Origin of the sequence: uncultured Bradyrhizobium sp., from assembly GCF_947648125.1 — a bacterium.
In the GTDB taxonomy this organism is placed as follows: Bacteria; Pseudomonadota; Alphaproteobacteria; order Rhizobiales; family Xanthobacteraceae; genus Bradyrhizobium.
The window spans coordinates 318,094-338,195 of the sequence record NZ_CANSMR010000002.1 but is presented as its reverse complement, the minus strand read 5'-3'; the positions used below and the strand labels follow the sequence as shown (position 1 = coordinate 338,195).

Annotated in this window: 18 protein-coding genes and 1 pseudogene; 11 read left to right on the top strand and 8 right to left on the bottom strand. The window is 61.6% G+C overall.

All coding sequences use genetic code 11. From position 1 onward, the window contains the following. Positions 1-30: 30 nt before the first annotated feature. A complete protein-coding gene (locus tag Q0030_RS05120) occupies positions 31-369 on the bottom strand; it encodes an alpha/beta hydrolase (protein WP_298363649.1) in 339 nt (112 codons plus the stop codon). On the opposite strand from Q0030_RS05120, the gene Q0030_RS05115 reads away from it, so the two are divergent. The 4 genes from Q0030_RS05115 to Q0030_RS05100 all read left to right on the top strand — a co-directional run bounded on the left by Q0030_RS05115 (position 362) and on the right by Q0030_RS05100 (position 3,756). After that, on the top strand, positions 362-619 hold the full coding sequence (locus Q0030_RS05115; protein WP_298363648.1) for a hypothetical protein: 258 nt from the start codon (positions 362-364) through the stop codon (positions 617-619). The genes Q0030_RS05120 and Q0030_RS05115 overlap by 8 nt on opposite strands. Before the next feature lie 461 nt (positions 620-1,080). Then, positions 1,081-1,830 (top strand): ROK family protein, encoded by a 750-nt coding sequence (locus tag Q0030_RS05110; RefSeq protein ID WP_298363647.1) that lies wholly within the window; start codon positions 1,081-1,083, stop codon positions 1,828-1,830. A gap of 129 nt (positions 1,831-1,959) precedes the next feature. Further along, positions 1,960-2,220, top strand: coding sequence for a PepSY domain-containing protein (locus tag Q0030_RS05105; protein ID WP_298363646.1), 261 nt, complete (start codon positions 1,960-1,962; stop codon positions 2,218-2,220). Positions 2,221-2,472: 252 nt separating this feature from the next. Next, on the top strand, positions 2,473-3,756 hold the full coding sequence (locus tag Q0030_RS05100) for a cystathionine gamma-synthase family protein (RefSeq protein ID WP_298363645.1): 1,284 nt from the start codon (positions 2,473-2,475) through the stop codon (positions 3,754-3,756). Positions 3,757-3,889: 133 nt separating this feature from the next. Here the strand turns inward: Q0030_RS05100 and Q0030_RS05095 are convergent, their stop codons facing one another. The 3 genes from Q0030_RS05095 to Q0030_RS05085 form a co-directional block, all read right to left on the bottom strand. Continuing rightward, a complete protein-coding gene (locus Q0030_RS05095) occupies positions 3,890-4,234 on the bottom strand; it encodes a zinc ribbon domain-containing protein YjdM (RefSeq protein WP_298363643.1) in 345 nt (114 codons plus the stop codon). A 154-nt stretch (positions 4,235-4,388) separates the two neighbouring features. Then, a complete protein-coding gene (locus Q0030_RS05090) occupies positions 4,389-5,339 on the bottom strand; it encodes a LysR family transcriptional regulator (protein WP_298363636.1) in 951 nt (316 codons plus the stop codon). Between the two features lie 117 nt (positions 5,340-5,456). Next, entirely contained in the window at positions 5,457-5,597 is a 141-nt protein-coding gene (locus Q0030_RS05085) for a hypothetical protein (RefSeq protein ID WP_298363634.1), read from the bottom strand. Positions 5,598-5,899: 302 nt separating this feature from the next. On the opposite strand from Q0030_RS05085, the gene Q0030_RS05080 reads away from it, so the two are divergent. Beyond that, on the top strand, positions 5,900-6,316 hold the full coding sequence (locus Q0030_RS05080; protein WP_298363633.1) for a DoxX family protein: 417 nt from the start codon (positions 5,900-5,902) through the stop codon (positions 6,314-6,316). Between the two features lie 61 nt (positions 6,317-6,377). Here Q0030_RS05080 and Q0030_RS05075 read toward each other — a convergent pair whose 3' ends face one another. Then, on the bottom strand, positions 6,378-7,373 hold the full coding sequence (locus Q0030_RS05075) for an LLM class flavin-dependent oxidoreductase (protein WP_298363631.1): 996 nt from the start codon (positions 7,371-7,373) through the stop codon (positions 6,378-6,380). A gap of 408 nt (positions 7,374-7,781) precedes the next feature. After that, positions 7,782-8,642, bottom strand: a complete 861-nt coding sequence (locus tag Q0030_RS05070) for a hypothetical protein (protein ID WP_298363630.1) — start codon at positions 8,640-8,642, stop codon at positions 7,782-7,784. A gap of 320 nt (positions 8,643-8,962) precedes the next feature. Between Q0030_RS05070 and Q0030_RS05065 the strand changes: the two genes are divergently transcribed. From Q0030_RS05065 to panD, 5 genes are all read left to right on the top strand, one after another. Continuing rightward, positions 8,963-10,087 carry a metallophosphoesterase gene (locus tag Q0030_RS05065; protein WP_298364575.1) on the top strand — a complete coding sequence of 375 codons (1,125 nt, stop codon included), beginning with the start codon at positions 8,963-8,965 and terminating at the stop codon, positions 10,085-10,087. A 221-nt stretch (positions 10,088-10,308) separates the two neighbouring features. Then, the gene (locus Q0030_RS05060) at positions 10,309-10,578 is read left to right on the top strand and encodes a DUF2312 domain-containing protein (protein ID WP_298363629.1); all 270 of its coding nucleotides are present in this window, start codon (positions 10,309-10,311) and stop codon (positions 10,576-10,578) included. A 105-nt stretch (positions 10,579-10,683) separates the two neighbouring features. Next, positions 10,684-11,115: a lysozyme inhibitor LprI family protein gene (locus tag Q0030_RS05055; protein ID WP_298363627.1), complete on the top strand. Its 432-nt coding sequence runs from the start codon at positions 10,684-10,686 to the stop codon at positions 11,113-11,115. A 54-nt stretch (positions 11,116-11,169) separates the two neighbouring features. After that, complete coding sequence (locus Q0030_RS05050; protein ID WP_298363625.1) at positions 11,170-11,493, top strand: hypothetical protein; 324 nt, start codon at positions 11,170-11,172, stop codon at positions 11,491-11,493. 346 nt (positions 11,494-11,839) lie between these two features. Beyond that, positions 11,840-12,229 carry an aspartate 1-decarboxylase gene (gene panD / locus Q0030_RS05045; RefSeq protein ID WP_298363622.1) on the top strand — a complete coding sequence of 130 codons (390 nt, stop codon included), beginning with the start codon at positions 11,840-11,842 and terminating at the stop codon, positions 12,227-12,229. 129 nt (positions 12,230-12,358) lie between these two features. Here panD and Q0030_RS05040 read toward each other — a convergent pair. Next, positions 12,359-12,463, bottom strand: a pseudogene (locus tag Q0030_RS05040) (alkane 1-monooxygenase); the annotation flags it as partial. A 1,092-nt stretch (positions 12,464-13,555) separates the two neighbouring features. Between Q0030_RS05040 and Q0030_RS05035 the strand changes: the two are divergent. After that, on the top strand, positions 13,556-15,496 hold the full coding sequence (locus tag Q0030_RS05035) for a hypothetical protein (protein ID WP_298363620.1): 1,941 nt from the start codon (positions 13,556-13,558) through the stop codon (positions 15,494-15,496). Positions 15,497-16,193: 697 nt separating this feature from the next. Here Q0030_RS05035 and Q0030_RS05030 read toward each other — a convergent pair. Continuing rightward, a complete protein-coding gene (locus Q0030_RS05030) occupies positions 16,194-19,970 on the bottom strand; it encodes a vitamin B12-dependent ribonucleotide reductase (RefSeq protein ID WP_298363618.1) in 3,777 nt (1,258 codons plus the stop codon). Between the last annotated feature and the right edge of the window lie 132 nt (positions 19,971-20,102).

Genomic DNA, 20,102 nt, shown 5'->3' with positions numbered 1-20,102 from the left:
GCGAACAAAATGGAGTCGGATGGAGAACAGTTAGGGTGCGCCTTGCAGGAAGCTCACGACTTCATCGTTGAATCGATCCGCCTGTTCGACATTGAGAATGTGAACGCCGGGCAGCAGAACGAGCTTTGCATTGGTGATGGTCGCCGCAATCTCTTCGCTGTGACTGGCCCGCGTGACGGTGTCGCTCTCACCGCCGATGACCAAGGTCGGCGCCGCGATCAGCGAGATGATGCGACGAAGATCGGCGTCGCGCAGTGCGGCGTAACAGCCGGCGAGGCCGCGCGGCGGAGTGGTGAGCGCCAGGTTGCGGAATTCGTCGACAATCTCGTTCGGCGCAGCCAGCATCGTTGCGGGAAACCAGTTGCGCATGAATCCTTCAGCGATTCCTTGGGGCCATCTGCTGGCGTGGCTGATCGAGGATGAGCTCAGCGATGGTCGGCTGATCAGCATCGCGGGACCGAATTTTCCGGGCCGCGAGGAACACCTGGCGGCGATCCGCCATCGGCAGCATGCGCGCGGACCGGTCGCGGAAGCGCTTTGGCTTCATGTCGAAGAGTGGCGGCTCGCGCAGCGCGCAGGGCGGGGCAGCAAACGGCTCCGCGCAAAGCGTCGCCGATGAGGCGCGAGCCGTAGCGCGCCGGTACGACGTTGTCGAGAAATGGCAGATTACGCTTACGCTGATCCGCGCTACGAAATGCATCCGCGGCAAGTTATGCAAACGCGTTGTTAAGAATCGCTTCGCGCTGATTTTTCGATTCCGATTCGTTCCTCGCGAACAAACTGGAGTCGGATGGGGAACGTGGCTGCGATGCGAGTCGTCGCTTGATCGGGGAAGCGATCGACCGCAGCGCGCCCGAAATGCGCGGAGATATTCCGCGCCGGGAGCAATTATCCCATCTCGGGACAACATCAGTCGCTCGGACGCGTCGGGCGCACACGTCTTGTTAACGCCTGAGCCGCGCCGATTTTCTCGATTCCGATTCGTTCCTCGTGAACAAATTGGAGTCAGATGCAGAACGGAGCTGTAGCGCGCGATGCGTTTCTCTGCTCCACTCGGCGCGCGCAAAAGAGATCGCACTGATGGTCAGGAAGACAGGCAAGAAGACAAGCAGGAAGACAGGCAAGAAGGCGCAAAGGCCCGCGTCGCGCCGGACGGTGCTGGCGATCGACATCGGCGGCACCCATGTGAAGGTCATGACCGACAAGGAGCGCATCAAGCGCGAATTCGAGTCGGGTCCAACGCTGTCCGCCACCGAGATGGTGCGGCAGGTCAAGGCGCTGACCAAGGACTGGTCCTATGACGTGATCTCGATCGGCTATCCCGGACCGGTCGTGCACGACCGTCCGTTGACGGAGCCGCACAATCTCGGCCGCGGCTGGGCCGGCTTCGATTTTCACGGCGCGTTCGGCCGGCCGGTGAAGGTCGTCAACGATGCGCTGATGCAGGCGATCGGCAGCTATCAGGGCGGCCGGATGCTGTTTCTCGGCCTCGGTACAGGGCTTGGCTCGGCGATGATCGTGGAGGGGATTTACGAGCCGATGGAGCTCGGTCATTTGCCCTATCGCAAGGACGGGACGTTCGAGGACTATGTCGGCGCCGCCGGCCTCGAGCGGCGCGGCCGGAAGAAATGGCGCAAGAGCGTCGACGACGTCATCGCGCGGCTGTCGGCGGCGCTGGAGCCCGATTACATCGTGCTCGGCGGCGGCAATGCCGACAAGGTCGACAACCCGCCACCGAAGGTGAGGTTCGGCGACAACGCCAACGCGTTCGAGGGTGGATTCCGGATGTGGAAGAAGAGCGCGCACAAGCCACGCAGCGCGCGTAGGTGAAACCAAAACTGCCACCAAATTGCCGCAACTGCTGAAGTTTCGCGCTGCTCTGTCACCCCTGTTGTCGGAACTGATTGGGTGCGCCGTTCGTTTATGCGGCATGACATCCCGTTCCATGAGGAGTGACTGATGCGAAGCTTCATTTTTCCCGCCATAGCGGCGTTGGCGATCGGCGCAGCGACGCCGGCGATGGCCTATGATTCCGCCAGCCAGCTCTCGATGCAGGCCGCGCTCGACGTTGCGACTGGCATCGGCATCGTGACAGTGTCCAACACCGAGTTCCTTGGTGACGAATGGGAGATCGAAGGCCGGGATTATCGCGGCCGCTGGATGCAAGTCGATGTCGACGCGCGAACCGGCGAGGTGCGCAATGTGGATCGCAGCTGGTAGCCGCGTATTCACTGCTGCGTGCGCAGCCCGTGTCGGCGATCTATCCTGATGTCGTCAGCTGAGTGACATCACGCACGCACGATGCGAGCCATGGTTTTCCGAACGGCCGGCGGCGCAGGGCGCACGCCGGCCGTTCGTTTTCCAGGGTGTTCGATGCAGTGTTTTGGCGGAATGGCACAAAGGTGGAGTATGCTTGCGGCAGATTCTTATGGATCAGCCGATGCGGCGATCCTCGAGACAAGGAGACTGGCCGTGGTCAAACCGTTTCCGTCCAGAACCCACATCGGCAATCACCTGCTGCATCCGGAAACCCAGATGCTGAACTACGGCTACGATCCGCAGCTGTCGGAGGGCGCCGTCAAGCCACCGGTCTTTTTGACCTCGACCTTCGTGTTCAGGACTGCCGAGGACGGCAAGGACTTCTTCGATTTCGTCGCGGGCCGGCGCGAGCCTCCGGAAGGCATGGGAGCGGGGCTGGTCTATTCGCGCTTCAATCATCCGAACAGCGAGATCGTCGAGGACCGGCTTGCGATCTATGAGCGCACCGAGAGCTGCGCGCTGTTCTCCTCCGGCATGTCGGCGATCTCGACCACGGTGCTGGCTTTCGCGCGGCCCGGCGACGTCATCCTGCATTCGCAGCCGCTCTATGGCGGCACGGAAACGCTATTCGCCAAGACGCTGGCGGGGTTCTCGATTCAAGCCGTGGGCTTTGCCGACGGCCTCGACGAGACCATCATCCGCGCCGCTGCCGACGAGGCGATGAAGAAGGGCCGCGTCGCGATGATCTTCATCGAGACACCGGCCAATCCGACCAACGGCCAGGTCGATATCGCGCTTATCAGGCGCGTCGCCGACGCGATCGGCAAGGCGCAGGGCTTTACCCCGATCATCGCCTGCGACAATACGCTGCTCGGGCCGGTGTTTCAGCGCCCGATCGAGCACGGCGCCGATCTGTCGCTGTACTCGCTGACCAAATATGTCGGCGGCCACTCCGACCTGATCGCGGGCGCGGCGCTCGGATCGAAGAAGCTGATGAAGGACGTCAAGGCGCTGCGCGGCGCGATCGGCACCCAGCTCGATCCGCATTCCTGCTGGATGATCAGCCGTTCGCTGGAAACGCTCAGCCTGCGCATGGAGAAGGCCGATCGCAATGCGCACATCGTCGCCGACTATCTGCGCGACCATCCCAAGGTGGCGCAGGTGCACTATCTTGGCCATCACGACGCGGCGTCACCGGCGGGGCGTGTGTTCGCAAGCCAGAGCAGCGGCGCCGGCTCGACCTTCTCGTTCGACATCGTCGGCGGGCAGTCAGCCGCGGAAAAATTCCTCAACAGCTTGCAGATATTCAAGCTCGCGGTGAGCCTCGGCGGCACCGAGTCGCTCGCGAGCCTGCCGGCGACGATGACGCATTCCGGCGTGCCGGCCGATATCAGGAAGAAGATCGGGGTGCTTGATACGACGATCCGGCTCTCGATCGGGATCGAGCATCCATCCGATCTGGTCGCCGACATCGCGCAGGCATTGAGCAGGGTGTAGGGAAATGCGCAGGGCGGGTTAGCGCAACGTAACCCGCCGATGGCGCGCGAGAAACGGCGGATTACGCCTTCCGTCTTCGCTCGTTGAGCTACGGCGAACGTAGTCGGCTAATCCGCTCTACACGCTATGCTCGCTAGGCCTTCTTCACGAACTCGGATTTAAGGTTCATCGCGCCGATGCCGTCGATCTTGCAGGCGATGTTGTGTCCGTCGCTCCCCTCGGTGAGGCGGATGTTCCTGACCTTGGTGCCGCCCTTGACGACCGATGACGATCCCTTGACCTTGAGATCCTTGATCACGATGACGCTGTCGCCGTCCGCCAGCGGATTGCCGTGGGCATCACGCACGCCTGCCTCCTGCGAGGCTACCGCGGCCGCCTCGGCGCTCCATTCATGGGCGCATTCCGGGCAGACCCAGAGAGCAGCATCCTGATAGGCATGCTCGGAATTGCATTTCGGGCAGTTCATGGCCGCATCCATTGTCGAAATCGTCTCCGTTGTGACGGGCGCACCGTAGGGGCGGGCGCGGGCAAAGCAAGAAAAAACCGCGCCGTGTGCGGCGGAGCGGCAAGCGCGCAGGACGGACCAGCCGGGCTTGGGCCAGCCAGCCTTGAGCGCGCCAGACCTGAGTCGGCTAAATTTGCGCCTTGAGCGCGGTGGCCAGGAAATCGATGGTGGCGCGGACGCCGGGCAACATGCCGCGGCGGGACGGAAACACCAGGTGGATGATGCCCTCCCTGGCGCTCCAGTCCGGCAGAACGCGAACCAGCTTGCCCTCGCTGAGTGCGGCCTGACATTGAAGCTCGGGCAGCAGCGCGATGCCGAGCCCGGCCTGGGCCGCATGAATGAGAATGGTGAAGTCACCCGCCGAAATCTTCGGCTCGACGGCGACCGAAGCCTTTTGCCCGCGCGGGCCTGAAAGTTCCCATATGCGCGGGCCCGGCGTTTCCGTGGCATCGAGGATCGGCAGTCCGGCAAGATCGCCTGCCGCCTTGGGCGCGCCGTGCGCCTTGAGCAAGGCCGGGCTCGCGACCAGGAGCCTGCGGCTGGTCCCGATCCTGCGCATCTGCATCTCGCTGTCGGTATCAAGGCTGTCGCGGATGCGAATGGCGACGTCGACCTGCTCCTCGATCAGATTGATCGGCCGGTTGGTGATAAGGAATTGCGCCCTGAGGCGCGGATATTTGGCGAACAGCTCGGGCAATTTCGGCGCCAGCGCCCGCTGCACGCCGACCGGGCAGCCGATGCGGATCAGGCCCTGCGGCTCGGATTTCATCCGCAAGGCGACTTCATCGACGGCCTCCGCGGCGTCGACCACGGTCTGGGCATGCCGATAGACGTCGCGGCCGATCGCCGTGATGCTTAGGCGGCGCGTCGAGCGTTCGATCAGGCGAACGCCGAGTTGCTCCTCCAGCAGCGCGACATGGCGGCTGATCCTGGACTTCGGCAGGCGGAGCGCGCGGGCCGCGGCGGAAAACCCCTCGTGCTTGACCACCGCCGCGAAGAAATAGAGATCGTTGAAGTCCCGCATGAAGGGCACTGCCAGGTCAATTCCGCCCGCGTCGGGCGGGACCAGATCATTCATCCGCATCATAGTTCCCTTCGATTTTCAACGCCGAATCGCCACCTGTCGACCGGAAAGCCGTTCGACAGGCGGTGCCGCGAAAGCCTGCATGGCGGCGAGGGGGCCTCGCGAGCGGCCTCACCAGCCGTCGTCCAGGCTGGTCTTCGGCGTTGCGATGTCGCCATCGTCCTCGTCATCGTCCCGGGCGACCGGCGTGAGGTAGGCGTGCTGGAAGCCGCGCAGGGCCTTGAGCAGGTTGTGTTTGAGGATGTCGCACATGGTCCGTCTCCTTCGATGCATGGGATCGTAGAGACGATCGATCGGCTGCATTAGCCGGCATTTGTCAGACGGAGCGTTCCACTGACTGAACGACGCTGCGCGATCCGGATTCCGGAGCGGGGATGCCCCGGCGCATGCCCCGCGATCGTTCTCCCAGTGGAACGATCCGTCTGAAATCGGCCGACTAATCGATCGGCGGCTGCGGGGCGATAACAGGGACGAAGCGGACAGCAAGACGGTTCGCGACCGGCGAGGCCACGGACGGCACGCCGAACTCATTCACGCAAGAAAGGATCACGACCATGAGCGCTTCCAAATATCTTCCCTTCGCCGGCCGGCTTCTGATCGGCCTCCCGTTCGCCATGAGCGGCCTCGGCAAGCTCGGCTCCTATGCGGCCACCACCGGTCTGATCGGTGCGGTCGGCCTGCCGTTTCCGCTGGTGGCCTTTGCGGTCGCGGTCGTCGTCGAACTGGGCGGCGGTCTGCTGCTGATCGCCGGCTATCAGGCCCGCGCCGTGGCGCTGGCGCTGGCGGTGTTCTCGGTCGCAACCGCGATCGCGTTCCACAGCAATTTCGCCGACCAGAACCAGATGATCCACTTCCTGAAGAACGTGATGATGGCGGGCGGATTGCTGCAGATCGCAGCGTTCGGCGCCGGCGCGCTCAGCCTCGACAACCGCGCCAGCCATGCCGTGCCGCAAGCCGTCGCCGCGCACTGAGCAGACTTGCGAACCCTGAACCGCTGCCGCGCACGAAGCGGCAGCGGTCGGCTGCGTGACGCTACGCTTGCGGCGTGATGCCGCCGGCCTCGGCGATCAGCTTGAACGATCGCAGCCGCTTCTGGTGATCGTAGACGTCGGACACGATCATCAATTCGTCGGCGCCGGTCTCCGCGACCAGCGCGTGGATCCCGGCACGCACCGTCTCGGGCGAGCCGATGATGGTGCGGGCGAGCATCCGCATCGCCTGGACCTTTTCCGATGGCGACCAGTAGCTCTCGATGTCGTCGATCGGCGGCTGGCTGAGGCCGCGCGCGCCGCGGAAGATGTTGGTGAACGACATCTGCTGCGTGGTGGCAAGCCGCCGCGCTTCCGCGTCGGTGTCGGCGGCGATGATGTTGACGCCGACCATGGTGTACGGTTGCTGGAGCTGCTCCGACGGCTTGAAGCGCGCGCGATAGATCTGCAGCGCCTGGATCAGGAGCTCGGGGGCAAAGTGCGAGGCGAAGGCGTAGGGCAGGCCGAGCTCGCCGGCCAGCATCGCGCCGAAATTGCTTGATCCGAGAATCCACAGCGGCACGTCGGTGCCCGCGGCCGGCACCGCCTGGATGCGCTGGTTGGGACCGGCGGCGGCGAGGAAGGCCTGCACCTCGAGCACGTCCTGCGGAAAGTTCTCGGCGGATTCGGGCGTCCGGCGCAGCGCGCGCAAGGTGAGCTGGTCCGTGCCGGGCGCGCGGCCGAGCCCGAGGTCGATACGATCAGGAAACAGCCGCGCCAGCGTGCCGAACTGTTCGGCAATCACGTAAGGCGCATGGTTCGGCAGCATGATGCCGCCGGCGCCGACCCGGATGGTCTTCGTTCCCGCCGCGATATGCCCGATCACGACCGATGTCGCGGCGCTCGCGATGCCCGCCATGTTGTGGTGCTCCGCCACCCAGATCCGGCGATAGCCGAGCGACTCGGCATGGCGAGCGACATCGCGCGCATTGTAGAGCGCGCCGCGCGCGTCGGTCTCTTCGGTGACGCGGACGAGATCGAGAATGGAGAGGGCGGCCACGGGAGCTCCGGAACTAGAGGAGGGTGCGCAAGGGACGAGGCCGGTGGTATCAGGCTGTGTCCACGGTGGGTGCGAAACGGCTGGGCTGCCGTTTCATGCAGATGCATATGGATACAGTCGCCACGCGGGTCAATCCGCCTGATCCGACCGAGGTGCGCTGAAGCGGCAAAGCTGCCCGCCCCAAAATATCGAAAACAACCCCATGCAAAGTAGCTGTGGCCGCCGCGACCCGGAGAAGCGACTTGACGCGTCGGGCAACTCAATGATATTTTCTATTATTCCGAAAAAAATGCGGGCGGCCGCCACCCAGGTGAGATGGCTGCCGTGTAGGATGGGTAGAGCGAAGCGAAACCCATCATTCCTCCACGCGGATATAAAGTTGATGGGTTTCGCTTCGCTCTACCCATCCTACGGCCCTGATCGACCGCCGCCGCCGGAAAATCGTCGCGTGAGCCCCCAGACGATCGCAGCCGTGGCTGCCGTCGCGATCAGATGCTTCAACGTGTGTCCGCTGACGAAGCCAAGCGAGTCTGCGATCCGATGGTCGAGCACCTCGGCGATCTTCGCCACAACGTACAGCCCCATCGCGGCGGCGAAGGCGATGCGCTCGGCGCGCGGCGCGCGATAGATCGACTGCCAGAGCGGAATCAGGATCAGCGGGAGGATCTGCAACAACAGGTACGGCCGCAGGTCGCCCGCACCATGTCTGTCGGTCGTGACCCACCATGCGACGCTGGCGGTGGCGTAAAGGGCGAGCACGATCGCTTCGATGTTCGTCTTCGATCCCAGGTTCGTCTTCGATCCCAGGTTCGTCTTCGATACCGGCCGGGTGTCGCCGCGAACGCCGACGAGCAAGCCCGCGCCGGCGAGCGCGATGGGCAGCATGTCCCAGGTCAGCCGGCCATTGCCGGGCGCAAGGTGAAAGAAAGCGGACCCGAAGGCGGTCAGGAACAATCCGATCAGCAACAGGCGGTAGCCCGGCCATCCGGCGCGAAGCTGATCGCTATTGCGGTGAGGGCGCAGCGCCAGCCAGCCCCAGATCGCGACCAGGGCGAAGCCTGCGTTCGAGAGGACGTCGGCTGCGTGAGGGATGCCGAAGACGGCCGAGTGGTCGGCGAAATGGTTGTAGTTGGCCGGCTGCGCGATGCGTCCGTGGACCGCGAATGCCGCAATGATGCCGAGCGTGATGATCGTCGGGGCGACTTTCATCCAAGGTTTCGCGGGCCGCTCGGACCCGGTCAATCCGTCCATCCGGAAGGTCGTCTGCATCGTCGGCTCCCAGCATAAATGAACATTGTTCAATAATTGATCAGGAAAATGAGCAATGTTCAAGTTCTATTTTGAGGGGAGTTTTGGCCGCCGCTGATGGGGCAGGTGCCTGGAGCCATCGAAGCTTCGACGCAGTCTCCGGCCTTGCTGGGGCGATGTCCGCCTTGCTCCACAGCAAAGCTGAGCGCGCAGCGCGCTTCAGCGAGGCATTACTTGCCGAAAATGTGCTGATGACGGCGGGTTACGCGCGCGGCCGATCCACCCTACCTTCGCTGTGCGCAGACCGCCCAGCACCCACCGATCCGATCCGGAGCGAACCTATTCCCCAACTCATTTTCGGCCTGACCAGTCTCTTGATCCTGGCCCGCTTCATCTGGCCGCTCGACTGGCCGCTCCCGGCAAAGATCGTCGCAGCGTTGCTCGTGCTGGTCGCCTTGCAGTTTCACCGCTGGAACCGATGGTCGTCGGGATCGGAATTCTCGCCGGAGTTTCCGCGTCCGGTGGTCGTCCTGTTCAACTGGGCGTTCGGCACGATCATGCTGCTGGCGCTGCTGCAACTGGCGCTCGATGCTGGCCTATTGGTCGCGGCCCTGATCCACGGCGGCTTCGTCGGCGCGCCTGACGGCGTCCGCTACGCATTTGCTGCCGTGGCGGCCGCAGCCGCCGCGATCGGCGTCCATCAGGCCATGCGAATTCCGCCGCTGAAAGATATCGAAGTCGGCATAAGCGGGCTGCCGCGACAGTTCGACGGCTACACCATCCTGCAACTGACCGATCTGCACATCAGCCGGCTGTTTCCGGCGTCATGGGCGCGCGAGGTCGTCGCGCGATCGAACAAGCTCGGCGTGGACCTGATCGCGATCACCGGCGACCTGATCGACGGCACCATTGATGCGCGGCGCAAGGACATCGAGCCGTTGCGGGATCTTGTGGCCGCCGATGGCGTCTACGTGATCTCGGGCAATCACGAATATATCTTCGGCTATGACGCCTGGATGGCGCACTACGCTGCGCTCGGCCTGCGCTCGCTCGAGAACAGGCACATCGTGCTCGAACGCGGCGGCGGCCGCCTGGTGATCGCAGGGATTACCGACCGCGCGTCGCGCCGCAGGAAGCATCCCGTCCGCGACCTTGCCGCGGTGCTCGAAGGCGCCCCCAAGGGCGCGCCCGCCGTCCTGCTCGATCATCAGCCGAGCGACGCACGAAACTCGGCTGCGCTCGGCGTCGCGCTGCAACTCTCCGGACACACCCATGGCGGATTGATCCTGGGCATCGACCGCCTGGCCGCGCCCGCCAATGCCGGCTTCGTCTCGGGCCGCTACGACGTCGACGGCATGACGCTCTATGTCAACAACGGCACCGCGCTATGGCCGGGCTTTGCCTTGCGGCTCGGCCGCCCGTCCGAATTGACGCGGATCACTTTGCGGGTGGCGGGCGACGCGTGAGTGACGAGCTTCCCTCCGGATTCGTAGGATGGGTAGAGCGAAGCGAAACCCATCATTGGCGCCGCGGGTAAAAATCGATGGGTTTCGCTGCGCTCTACCCATCCTACACCACCTTCACGCAAATACCTCCGCTATCGAGACGCCGCGGCGATCGCGCATGCTTAAGACATTGGTCATCTCTTTGCTTTCATTTTCACGGCCTCATTCAGCAAAGAGGCACCATGTCTGACATCACCATTCCCGGCGGAAAAATTCGTTCCTTCGTCGAGCGGATCGAGAACCTTGACACTGAAATGGCGGAACTGAGCGAGCAGAAGAAGGAAGTCTTCTCGGAGGCGAAGGGCGAAGGTTTTGACGTGAAGATCCTCAAGGAGATCATCAAGCTGCGCAAGCAGGACCAGGACGAACGCGACGAGCGTGAATCCCTGCTCGATCTCTACATGCGCGCGATGGAAACCGCGCCGGTGGAGAAGGAAGCGAAGGCGGCGTGACGCCGTAGGGCGGGTTAGCGAAGCGTAACCCGCCGCGACTGTTGCGAGCGAGGTGGCGGATTACGCCTTCGGCTAATCCGCCCTACGCACTGCTCTCGTGCGACGATGGTTGTCCGCAAATGCGGGTGGGGTGATTTGGACGTGGTCATGTATTCGCGAAGGCTTGTCATTGTTGCAGCTACGCTCGTGCTCGGGACCTTGTCGGTGCGCGCGCAGCAAAGCACCGAGTACGATGCGTGCATGGACAAGGCCGAAGGGGTGTCAACCAAGATGCTCGATTGCGGCAAGGCCGCAATCGCGCAGTGGGACATCAGGCTCAACGCCGCTTATCAAACGCTGCTCGCAAAGTCGAAGGGCGAGGCGCACGCGCAATTGCAGACCGAGCAGCGGGCCTGGCTGAAGCACCATCTGGGTGAAACCCATCGCCTCGCCGCGGACCCCAACAACGGGTCCGTCGCGTTCCTCGACTCCCAGGCGTTCGAATTGCAGGACATCTCCGACCGCACGCTGCTTCTTGAAAAGCGTGCCGGCCAGTAGGGCTATGAGCGAGGCGATATGCGCCCCGCGTATCGTAACGGTCGTGGGATCTCGATGAAGTCTCTTGCCGAAGCTCTTTCTCCCGAGGAGATCGACATAGGTAGATGCTCCCTTCGGGCAACGATAGAGGGCAGCTTCTTTCCTGATTGGGAGTTTGAAACCTTGATCGGCGCCAATCACGCTGAGGTCCGAGAAGTCTACGCGGCTTGGCCTCGACGGACCGTCGGGCAAGAAGCCTTTCGCTCCATCGTATTCAACTCAATGGCCAATCTGATCGGATATCCTCATGGGAAAGAGGAAGAGTTAATCGCCTACATTCCCCGAGGGCGAGCAGCGATTGTCGAATTACTCGATCGCCTCACCACGCTTGGCGTCTGAAGCGGAGTACAACCCGCCGCGACCATTGCCAGCGAAGAAGGGGACTACGCCGGAGCCTATCATCGGGCCGCGCCACGGGCGGACCCGGTGGGCTGATCCGCCTTATGCTCGCTGCCAGGCAATCCATGACAAGATAATGCTATGCTCGCTTACGGGCGAATTGCAGCGCAATTATTCCAGGTGCACCGCGACATGAAGCCGATTCCGACCGAAGCAGGCGGCGATCTCAGAACAAACCTACCGACGCAAGGATACACCCGGTCGTGCGGCACATATTGACCGCGAGCCGCGCGGTCCCTATTGGCGGGCGCGGAGAATTCCGACGCAACGATACGGGATGGGCTCGATGCAAGTGACTTTGATGAAGGGCAAGATTCATCGCGCGCGTGTCACCGAAGCGGACTTGCACTACGAGGGCTCGATTTCGATCGATCGCAACCTGATCGAGGCCGCCGGCTTCCTAATCAACGAACGCGTCGACATCTACAACATCGACACCGACGCGCGCTTCTCGACCTATGTGATCGAGGCGCCGGCGGGCTCCGGCACCATCGGCCTCAACGGCGCCGCCGCGCGCCTCGCCATGGCCGGCGACAAGGTCATCATCGTCGCCTATGCCGGCTTCGATGCCGAGGAAGCGCGCAGGTTTCGTCCGCGCGTGGTGATGGTGGACGAGAAGAACCGGCGGGTCGAGGCGGGCGGGGTTTCGTCTGGTGGCGTGTTGGCTGAGGCGTAGGCTAGCTCGCTGATCTGTCGTTCAACAGCATAGCTGCGTAGGGTGGGTTAGCGTAGCCTAACCCGCCGTAACTGTTGCTACCGAAGCGGCGGACTACGCCCAAGGCTAATCCGTCCTACGTTTGGCGAATGGTGCGTGGTTAGGCAGTATGATGCCGCTGGCGCCGACGCGGGTGGTCTTGATGCTCTCCGCGACATGCCCGATCCCGACCGACGCCGCGCCACTCGCGATACCTGCCTTGATGGCACAATGGACCTCCCAACCATCTGCCTCGGGCAGCGCGAGATCGCCGGGTAGGCGTTCGCGGTGCCGAACGTCACATGGGGCGCTTCTCGAAGCCGTTCGAATAATCAGAATAGGCTGCCCAGTTGGACTCAGTATGCCTGCGGACAGGAGCGGGGGCTAATGGGCCAGACCGGGGCGGCCGCAGTTGGCAGCGATAGCCGTTATAGGGAAGCAGCCGGCCCAGAGCGCCGGATTGACGGCTCAACGTCGAATTGTATGAACCAGAGGTTGACGAACGCCTCGTTCGCCCGTTATCGTTAGATATTGTATGAAATTTCTTCAGTGGAGCATTCCTGATGCATGCCGCTGTCTTTTCAATCATTTTTGCATGCCTCATGTTTGCAAGTCCCGCTAGCGCCGAATGCAAACAGTCCGGTGATCCTGATTGTACTTGCACGGCACCCGGTCATGATGATTGCACCATCACCTGCAAGCCGGGCCAAGGGTGCGTTGCGCTCTATGACGAAAGTGGGGAGTGCGGAGATCATTGCTGCTCCACGACGTGCACCGGTGAAGGAAAGAGTGCACGAGCCACACCGCGCATGAACGCGTCGTTTGTAGCGAAAGGTGCCAATCGCGGTGCTATCGAACGGGCGATCGCTCGGTTGAAGAATAAGAATTAAAACTGACGGAAGTTACATTCGAAACGATCTACTGAACCGTTCTTGGGGAGGTGCGAATGTTGCGGCTTAACAACTTGCTATTGCTTTCATTGGCTTTAATTGCTGCGCCTGCGCATTCGCAGAACCTACCAAGCGACCTCAGTCGATACTGCTTCTTCGAGGGGCAACTGTATTCGATTGGAGCGCAGCTTTGTCCACAAATTCAAAAAGACCTCTCGTCTGCGATGGTCTGTGTTCTCAGCACTAATCCGCCATCCGCCATATGGTCGACGAAGGTCAACGGTTCCAACAGTGATATTGGAGCGAGCATTACGTGTCCGCCTATGCCCTCCGTTGACCGAGCAAGCAAAAAGTAGGCGAAGACCTTGCCTATGTGCGCTCAGCAGTACTGATTTGTTTCAATCGTCATGACGCAAAGATGGGTGGGATCATGCAACGCTTGGCAATGTCAATTGTTCTGTTCGTCGTACTGCTCTCTTCTTTTTCCGGGGCCGATGCGTGGGAAGCAAACTATCCCAGCGGTCCAGTGCGGCCATCCACGCAAGCGCCGTACAACCAACCAGCTATTAAGCTGCGCAATCCCCCAAGTCCATCGGAGGCAGATCGAAAGAATCTCTTCGGTACAAAGGTCGGGACCACAGAGGCTGCGTTGGCTGCGCAAGATCCCACGTTTGCAAACCTCTTCAGTCGCCGCACGGTCGCATATCCAAGCGGAGACGGCGCGGAGTTGGGCTACGGATGGGATTTTCTATCAAATCAGAAGAAGCTTATGTCCTGCGTCGAATTTAATGCAGTGCATGACGATAAGTATCAGACGGTTGACTCGAGAATTCAGCAGACTGTTGACGAGGAAACCTTAGACATCAGCCTGAATACGTCATTTGATGTGTCCGCAAAAGCGACCATTGAGGTAGTAAAAGCCTCAGGTGAAGCCAAATTCTCGCTGAACGCGTCGCATCACATGTCAACTAGCGATACCACGTTCATCGCACACGAATCTGCGACCAATGGCATCGTCTACGCAGGACCGAAAGCCAATGGCATCCTGCTTCGATCCGACATGGCTAAGTTAGCTGCGACAGACGGAGAGGCGTTTCGCGACAAGTGCGGGGACGGCTATGTTGCAACGATAGGGAAGGGCGCGGATTTGTACGTGATGCTTCATGCGCATGATCTGACAACCGAGGACAAAGTTGATCTAGAGACATCGGCTAAGGCGTCGGCAGGTATCGGAGACGTCTTCAGTGGCGGAGCTTCCGGCAGCTTCAGCACAAAGATCGACGATCTCATAAAGAAACACTCTCTGGATATCGAGTTTGTGCAACAGGGCGGGATATTCACAACTGTTCCTACAAATTTGGATGAAGTCAGGAAAAAAGTGCAAACCTTTATGGGCGAAGAAAAGGATGGACCGCGTGCCCTCTATGTAAATCTGATTCCCTACTCGGAGCTGCCAAATTGGCCCGCCCTCTATATGTTGGACACGTCCGATATGCGGCAACGCGCAACCAGATACTTCCAGCGGTTGCAGTCCATACTCTACGAAGTGAGAAACATGCGTGAGAACTATTTCAGAGACGACGGAGTTAAGGGAGATAAGTATCTTTTCGACTATGCTCACCAGTTGAGGGAGGACAACCTTGGCGAGACAAGCGACCTCGTCCGGAACGAAATGGACCAGGTTGATCAGTTGCTGAAGATACTTGATGGCCCCGACTGCAAAGCGCCTCCGGTATCGGGAAATACGCCAAGCCGACGAGAGCGCCTTCGCGAGCTTGGGACGCACCAAAAGAATTGTGAGGCATTGGTCTCTAAGAAAGTAAAAAATGACCTGAAGAACTTCAATGATTTTCGCTTCTGGATCACATTGCCGCTTCCACTTGATGGCGTTTCAGAAAAGGACCTGAAAATAATCACGGATTTCAGTGGCGCGTCGGGAACTCCGCTGCGTCAGAGGACTTTCGCGCAGGCGTTGTACCGATATTGGATTGAAAGAACTGATCAGGTCCGGTGCAGATTGTTTTTTGAGTGCCTCGGCAAGGACGAGCAGGATCAGGAATACACGGACGTGGTCGCTACTATTGTCCCGCCCACGATTACGTACAACGTCGTTCCGTCGTACGTTTACGCATGTGCCGGGGAGAATCCAGGATCATGCGGGCAACCCTATGATCAAAATCATCTAAGCTGTGACCAACGAGATTTCGAGGCGCGTGCACGTCTCTTTTGCGAGAAGGCAATGGACTCGTTCCGTCACTCTTGGACGGCTTTTAACAGTCGATCGGGCAATCAGTGTGGCTACGTTGATGTAGTATTCACATGCTACAACTTCACTCCTCCGTTCCCGAATGGAAAATAATGGAGGGCAGCCGCGGACTAGGGCGAGAGCATGACGGCGCTCCCTCCTTGTGTGCGTCACATTCGTAATCATTGTCGTTGCATTGTGAGAATTGAGAGATTTGAAAAGGGGCGTCTCATGGCCTTTACAGTGTTGCATGTCTCTTTGACTGACGGCGCGGGCGAGGCATATGCGGTCGATTTGAAGAAGGAGCCGCGGACTTGGGAGGACCAGAGTCCAGCCGGTCGCGAGATAAGTAACATCACGCAGGGTGATAGTGTTACGTCCACCGCAAACGGCCTAGCCTGTTCGGATGGCCAAGGAGGAACAACTCTTCTGTTGCGTGGAGCCAGCTGGAACGCGAAGCAAGGAGATAGCGGCGGAGCAGACCGCCAACATGATCCCGGCGGACCAGTTGATGCAGATTGGAACTGGGAAGTATCGAAGATCGACTCGTAAGACCCGTAGAGGTGATAAATTGATGTCCTACTGGCTGGCCGGATGGTTGGCAGTGGGGCATCTGAACCCTCATCGGCAGTTGCTGCTTGACTAGATTTCTCTCCGGACAAGCAGCCGAGCGAGCTACGAATCGAACTCGCCGACGGTCGATAGACTGCCGGCGAGAACAGTTTACTTCAGGCAACTAAGTCTGGCTTTACTGGACACGGAAGTTACGAAATGGACAGCTTTCCGCGCACTTCACACGTGTCGTTTCGCCTCACGAACACCCCGTCGTGCTGCCGCAAGTATCGCATTTCATGCACGTGCCATTCCGCACCAGCGTGAAGTTGCCGCACTCCGAGCACATCTCGCCTTCGTAGCCCTTGGCCTTGGCTTCGGCGCGACGCTCCGCCTTGGACGGGGCTGCGGCTGCGGCGGTGCCGGGCTTGCTCCAGTTCAGGGCCTCGAGCTTCTCGGTCGGCGAGAGGTCGTGGCTGACTTCCTGCTTCAGGGCGACCGCGCCTTCGATGGTGTCGGAGACGCCGCGGGCGGTGGCGCCGTGCGGGGCGAGAGCCGTGACGCGGCTGCCGCCGGCGGGGGCGTTGTCGGCGTTCTGGCTCACCGCGGCCGAGCCGCCGCGCATGACGACGAGGTTGTCGGTGCGCGACCGGGTCAGGCCCTTCGACACATACTTCGTCGCCTGGTGCTGGGCGGGGGCCTCATCCGGCTCCTTGCCTTCCTCGACGCCCTTGCCGAGCGCGTCGAAGCCGCTTTCGTTCGGATCGACATGGGCGAGGTCGAAGCGGCTCATATAGCTCACCGCGAGCTCGCGGAAGACATAGTCGAGGATCGAGGTCGCGTACTTGATGGAGTCGTTGCCCTGGACGGGACCTGCGGGCTCGAAGCGGGTGAAGGTGAAGGCGTCGACATACTCTTCCAGCGGCACGCCGTATTGCAGACCGAGCGAGACGGCGATCGCAAAGTTGTTGATGAAGGAGCGCAGCGCCGCGCCTTCCTTGTGCATGTCGATGAAGATCTCGCCGAGCCGGCCGTCGTCATATTCGCCGGTACGGAGATAGACCTTGTGGCCGCCGACCACCGCCTTCTGGGTGTAGCCCTTGCGGCGATCCGGCATCTTCTCGCGCTCGCGCATCACGACGATGCGCTCGACCAGCTTCTCGACGATCTTCTCCGAGACCTGGGCGGCACGCGCCGCCATCGGCTTCTCGTAGAGCGCTTCCACCGCATCGTCCTCGTCCTCATCGTCGGAGATGAGCTGCGAGTTGAGCGGCTGCGACAGTTTTGAGCCATCGCGGTACAGCGCGTTGGCCTTCAGCGCCAGCTTCCACGACAGCAAATAGGCGGACTTGCAGTCCTCCACCGTGGCGTCGTTCGGCATGTTGATGGTCTTGGAGATCGCGCCCGAGATGAACGGCTGGGAGGCTGCCATCATCCTTATGTGGCTCTCGACCGAGAGATAGCGCTTGCCGATCTTGCCGCAGGGGTTGGCGCAGTCGAACACCGCATAATCGTCTGCCTTGAGGTGAGGCGCTCCCTCCACCGTCATCGCGCCGCAGATGTGGACGTTGGCGGCCTCGATCTCGCGCTTCGAGAAACCGACCGCCGAGAGCAGGTCGAAGCCCGGCGCGGCAATGGCTTCCGCGCCGATGCCGAGCTGGTCGCGGATGAAGTCTTCACCAAACGTCCACTTGTTGAAGGCGAACTTGATGTCGAACGCGGTCGGCAGGGCCTTCTCGACCTTGGCAATGGCTTCATCGGTGAAGCCTTTTGCCTTGAGGGTCGAGGCGTTGATTCCGGGCGCATTCGACAGCGAGCCGTGGCCGACGGCATAGGCCTCGATCTCGGCGATATCAGCTTCGCGATAACCGAGCGCGCGCAAGGCCGCCGGCACCGCCTGGTTGATGATCTTGAAGTAGCCGCCGCCGGCGAGCTTCTTGAACTTCACCAGCGCGAAATCAGGCTCGATGCCGGTGGTGTCGCAATCCATCACGAGGCCGATGGTGCCGGTCGGCGCCACCACCGTGGTCTGGGCATTGCGATAGCCGTTGACCTCGCCGAGCGCCAGCGCGTCGTCCCACGCGAGCTTGGCATGCGCGACGATGTCGGCCTGCGGGCAGGAGGCGTGATCGAGCGGCACCGGGTTGACCGCGAGCGCCTCGTAACCGCACGCGTTGCCATGGGCGGCGCGGCGGTGGTTGCGGATCACGCGCAGCATGTGGGCCGCGTTCTTCTTGTAGCCCGGGAAGGTGCCGAGCTCGGCCGCCATCTCGGCCGAGGTCTTGTAGGAGATGCCGGTCATGACGGCGGTCAGCGCGCCGCAGAGCGAACGGCCTTCCTTCGAGTCATAGGGCAGGCCCATGGTCATCAGCAGGCCGCCGATGTTGGCGAAGCCGAGGCCGAGGGTGCGGAACTCGTAGGAGAGCTCGGCGATCGCCTTCGACGGGAACTGGGCCATCATGACGGAGATTTCGAGCACGATGGTCCAGAGCCGGCAGAGATGCTCGTAGGACTCGATGTCGAACCGCTTGGTGGTCGTGCTGTAGAACGTCAGCAGGTTCGCCGAAGCGAGGTTGCACGCCGTGTCGTCCAGGAACATGTATTCCGAGCACGGATTGGAGGCGCGGATGTCGCCGGACGCCTTGCAGGTGTGCCAGTCGTTCATCGTGGTGTTGAAGTGCAGGCCGGGATCGGCGGAGGCCCAGGCGGCGTAACCGATCTTCTCCCAGAGGTCGCGCGCCTTCAGCGTCTTCGTCACCTTCTTCGTGGTGCGGCCGACCAGATTCCAGTCACCATCGGTCTCGACTGCGCGCAGAAAATCATCCTTCAGCGACACCGAGTTGTTGGAGTTCTGGCCGGAGACGGTGAGGTACGCCTCGGAATCCCAGTCGGTGTCGTAGATGTCGAACTGGATGTCCTTGTAGCCCTGCTTGGCGAACTGGATGACGCGCTTGATGTAGTTGTCGGGCACGAGGTTGCGGCGCGCGAGCTTGATCTCGCGGCGCAGCGCCGGGTTCTTCTCGGGATCGAAGCAGTCGTCGCCAGAACCTTCGCAGTTCACGCAGGCCTTCATCACGGCCTTGAGGTGCTTCTGGTTGATCTTGGAGCCGGTGACGAGCGCTGCGACCTTCTGCTCCTCCTTCACCTTCCAGTCGATATAGGTCTCGATGTCGGGATGATCGGCATCGACCACGACCATCTTGGCGGCGCGGCGAGTGGTGCCGCCCGACTTGATCGCGCCCGCGGCACGGTCGCCGATCTTGAGGAAGCTCATCAGGCCGGACGAGCGGCCGCCGCCGGACAGCTTTTCGCCTTCGCCGCGCAGGCTGGAGAAGTTGGAGCCGGTGCCGGAGCCATACTTGAACAGGCGCGCCTCGCGCACCCAGAGGTCCATGATGCCGCCCTCGTTGACGAGGTCGTCGCCGACGCCCTGGATGAAGCAGGCATGCGGCTGCGGATGCTCATAGGCCGACTTCGACTTGGTGAGCTTGCCGGTCTTCCAGTCGACGTAGTAGTGGCCCTGGCCGGGACCATCGACGCCATAGGCCCAATGGAGACCGGTGTTGAACCACTGCGGCGAGTTCGGCGCGACCATCTGCTTGGCGAGCTGGAAACGCAGCTCGTCGAAGAAGGCGAGGGCGTCTTCTTCGGTGGAGAAGTAGCCGCCCTTCCAGCCCCAATAGGTCCAGCAGCCGGCGAGGCGATCGAACACCTGCTTGGCGCTGGTCTCGCCGACGATGCGCTCGTTCTCGGGCAGGGTGGCGAGTGCGTCGGTGTCGGGCACCGAACGCCACAGCCAGGACGGCACGGTCTCTTCCTCGACCTTCTTCAGGCGCGCAGCAACGCCCGCTTTACGGAAATACTTCTGCGCTAGCACGTCGGAGGCGACCTGCGACCAGAACTCCGGAACCTCGACGTTCTCGGCGCGGAACACGACCGAGCCGTCCGGATTGCGGATCTCAGATGTGGTCAGGCGGAAATTGATCCCGGCATAGGGAGACTGTCCGCTGGTGGTGTTGCGTCGTTCGATTCGCATGGTCGAGCCCCGTCTCTTCTTCTGCCCGGCCCCACGTTATTCGCAGGTTGCCGGAATGTTGTCTGTTCGCGGACTTCGGAACGCGTGTGGGCACGCCTCCCGTCGTCCGCAGCTCAGCCGGTGGATCCGGCC

Excerpts from the sequence above, each read along its gene's own strand:
- Q0030_RS05120 (WP_298363649.1), bottom strand. The coding sequence starts at position 369 with ATGCGCAACTGGTTTCCCGCAACGATGCTGGCTGCGCCGAACGAGATT.
- Q0030_RS05110 (WP_298363647.1), top strand. The coding sequence starts at position 1,081 with ATGGTCAGGAAGACAGGCAAGAAGACAAGCAGGAAGACAGGCAAGAAG.
- Q0030_RS05105 (WP_298363646.1), top strand. The coding sequence starts at position 1,960 with ATGCGAAGCTTCATTTTTCCCGCCATAGCGGCGTTGGCGATCGGCGCA.
- Q0030_RS05095 (WP_298363643.1), bottom strand. The coding sequence starts at position 4,234 with ATGGATGCGGCCATGAACTGCCCGAAATGCAATTCCGAGCATGCCTAT.
- Q0030_RS05090 (WP_298363636.1), bottom strand. The coding sequence starts at position 5,339 with ATGAATGATCTGGTCCCGCCCGACGCGGGCGGAATTGACCTGGCAGTG.
- Q0030_RS05085 (WP_298363634.1), bottom strand. The coding sequence starts at position 5,597 with ATGTGCGACATCCTCAAACACAACCTGCTCAAGGCCCTGCGCGGCTTC.
- Q0030_RS05080 (WP_298363633.1), top strand. The coding sequence starts at position 5,900 with ATGAGCGCTTCCAAATATCTTCCCTTCGCCGGCCGGCTTCTGATCGGC.
- Q0030_RS05070 (WP_298363630.1), bottom strand. The coding sequence starts at position 8,642 with ATGCAGACGACCTTCCGGATGGACGGATTGACCGGGTCCGAGCGGCCC.
- Q0030_RS05060 (WP_298363629.1), top strand. The coding sequence starts at position 10,309 with ATGTCTGACATCACCATTCCCGGCGGAAAAATTCGTTCCTTCGTCGAG.
- Q0030_RS05055 (WP_298363627.1), top strand. The coding sequence starts at position 10,684 with ATGGTTGTCCGCAAATGCGGGTGGGGTGATTTGGACGTGGTCATGTAT.
- Q0030_RS05050 (WP_298363625.1), top strand. The coding sequence starts at position 11,170 with ATGAAGTCTCTTGCCGAAGCTCTTTCTCCCGAGGAGATCGACATAGGT.
- panD (WP_298363622.1), top strand. The coding sequence starts at position 11,840 with ATGCAAGTGACTTTGATGAAGGGCAAGATTCATCGCGCGCGTGTCACC.
- Q0030_RS05035 (WP_298363620.1), top strand. The coding sequence starts at position 13,556 with ATGGGTGGGATCATGCAACGCTTGGCAATGTCAATTGTTCTGTTCGTC.
- Q0030_RS05030 (WP_298363618.1), bottom strand. The coding sequence starts at position 19,970 with ATGCGAATCGAACGACGCAACACCACCAGCGGACAGTCTCCCTATGCC.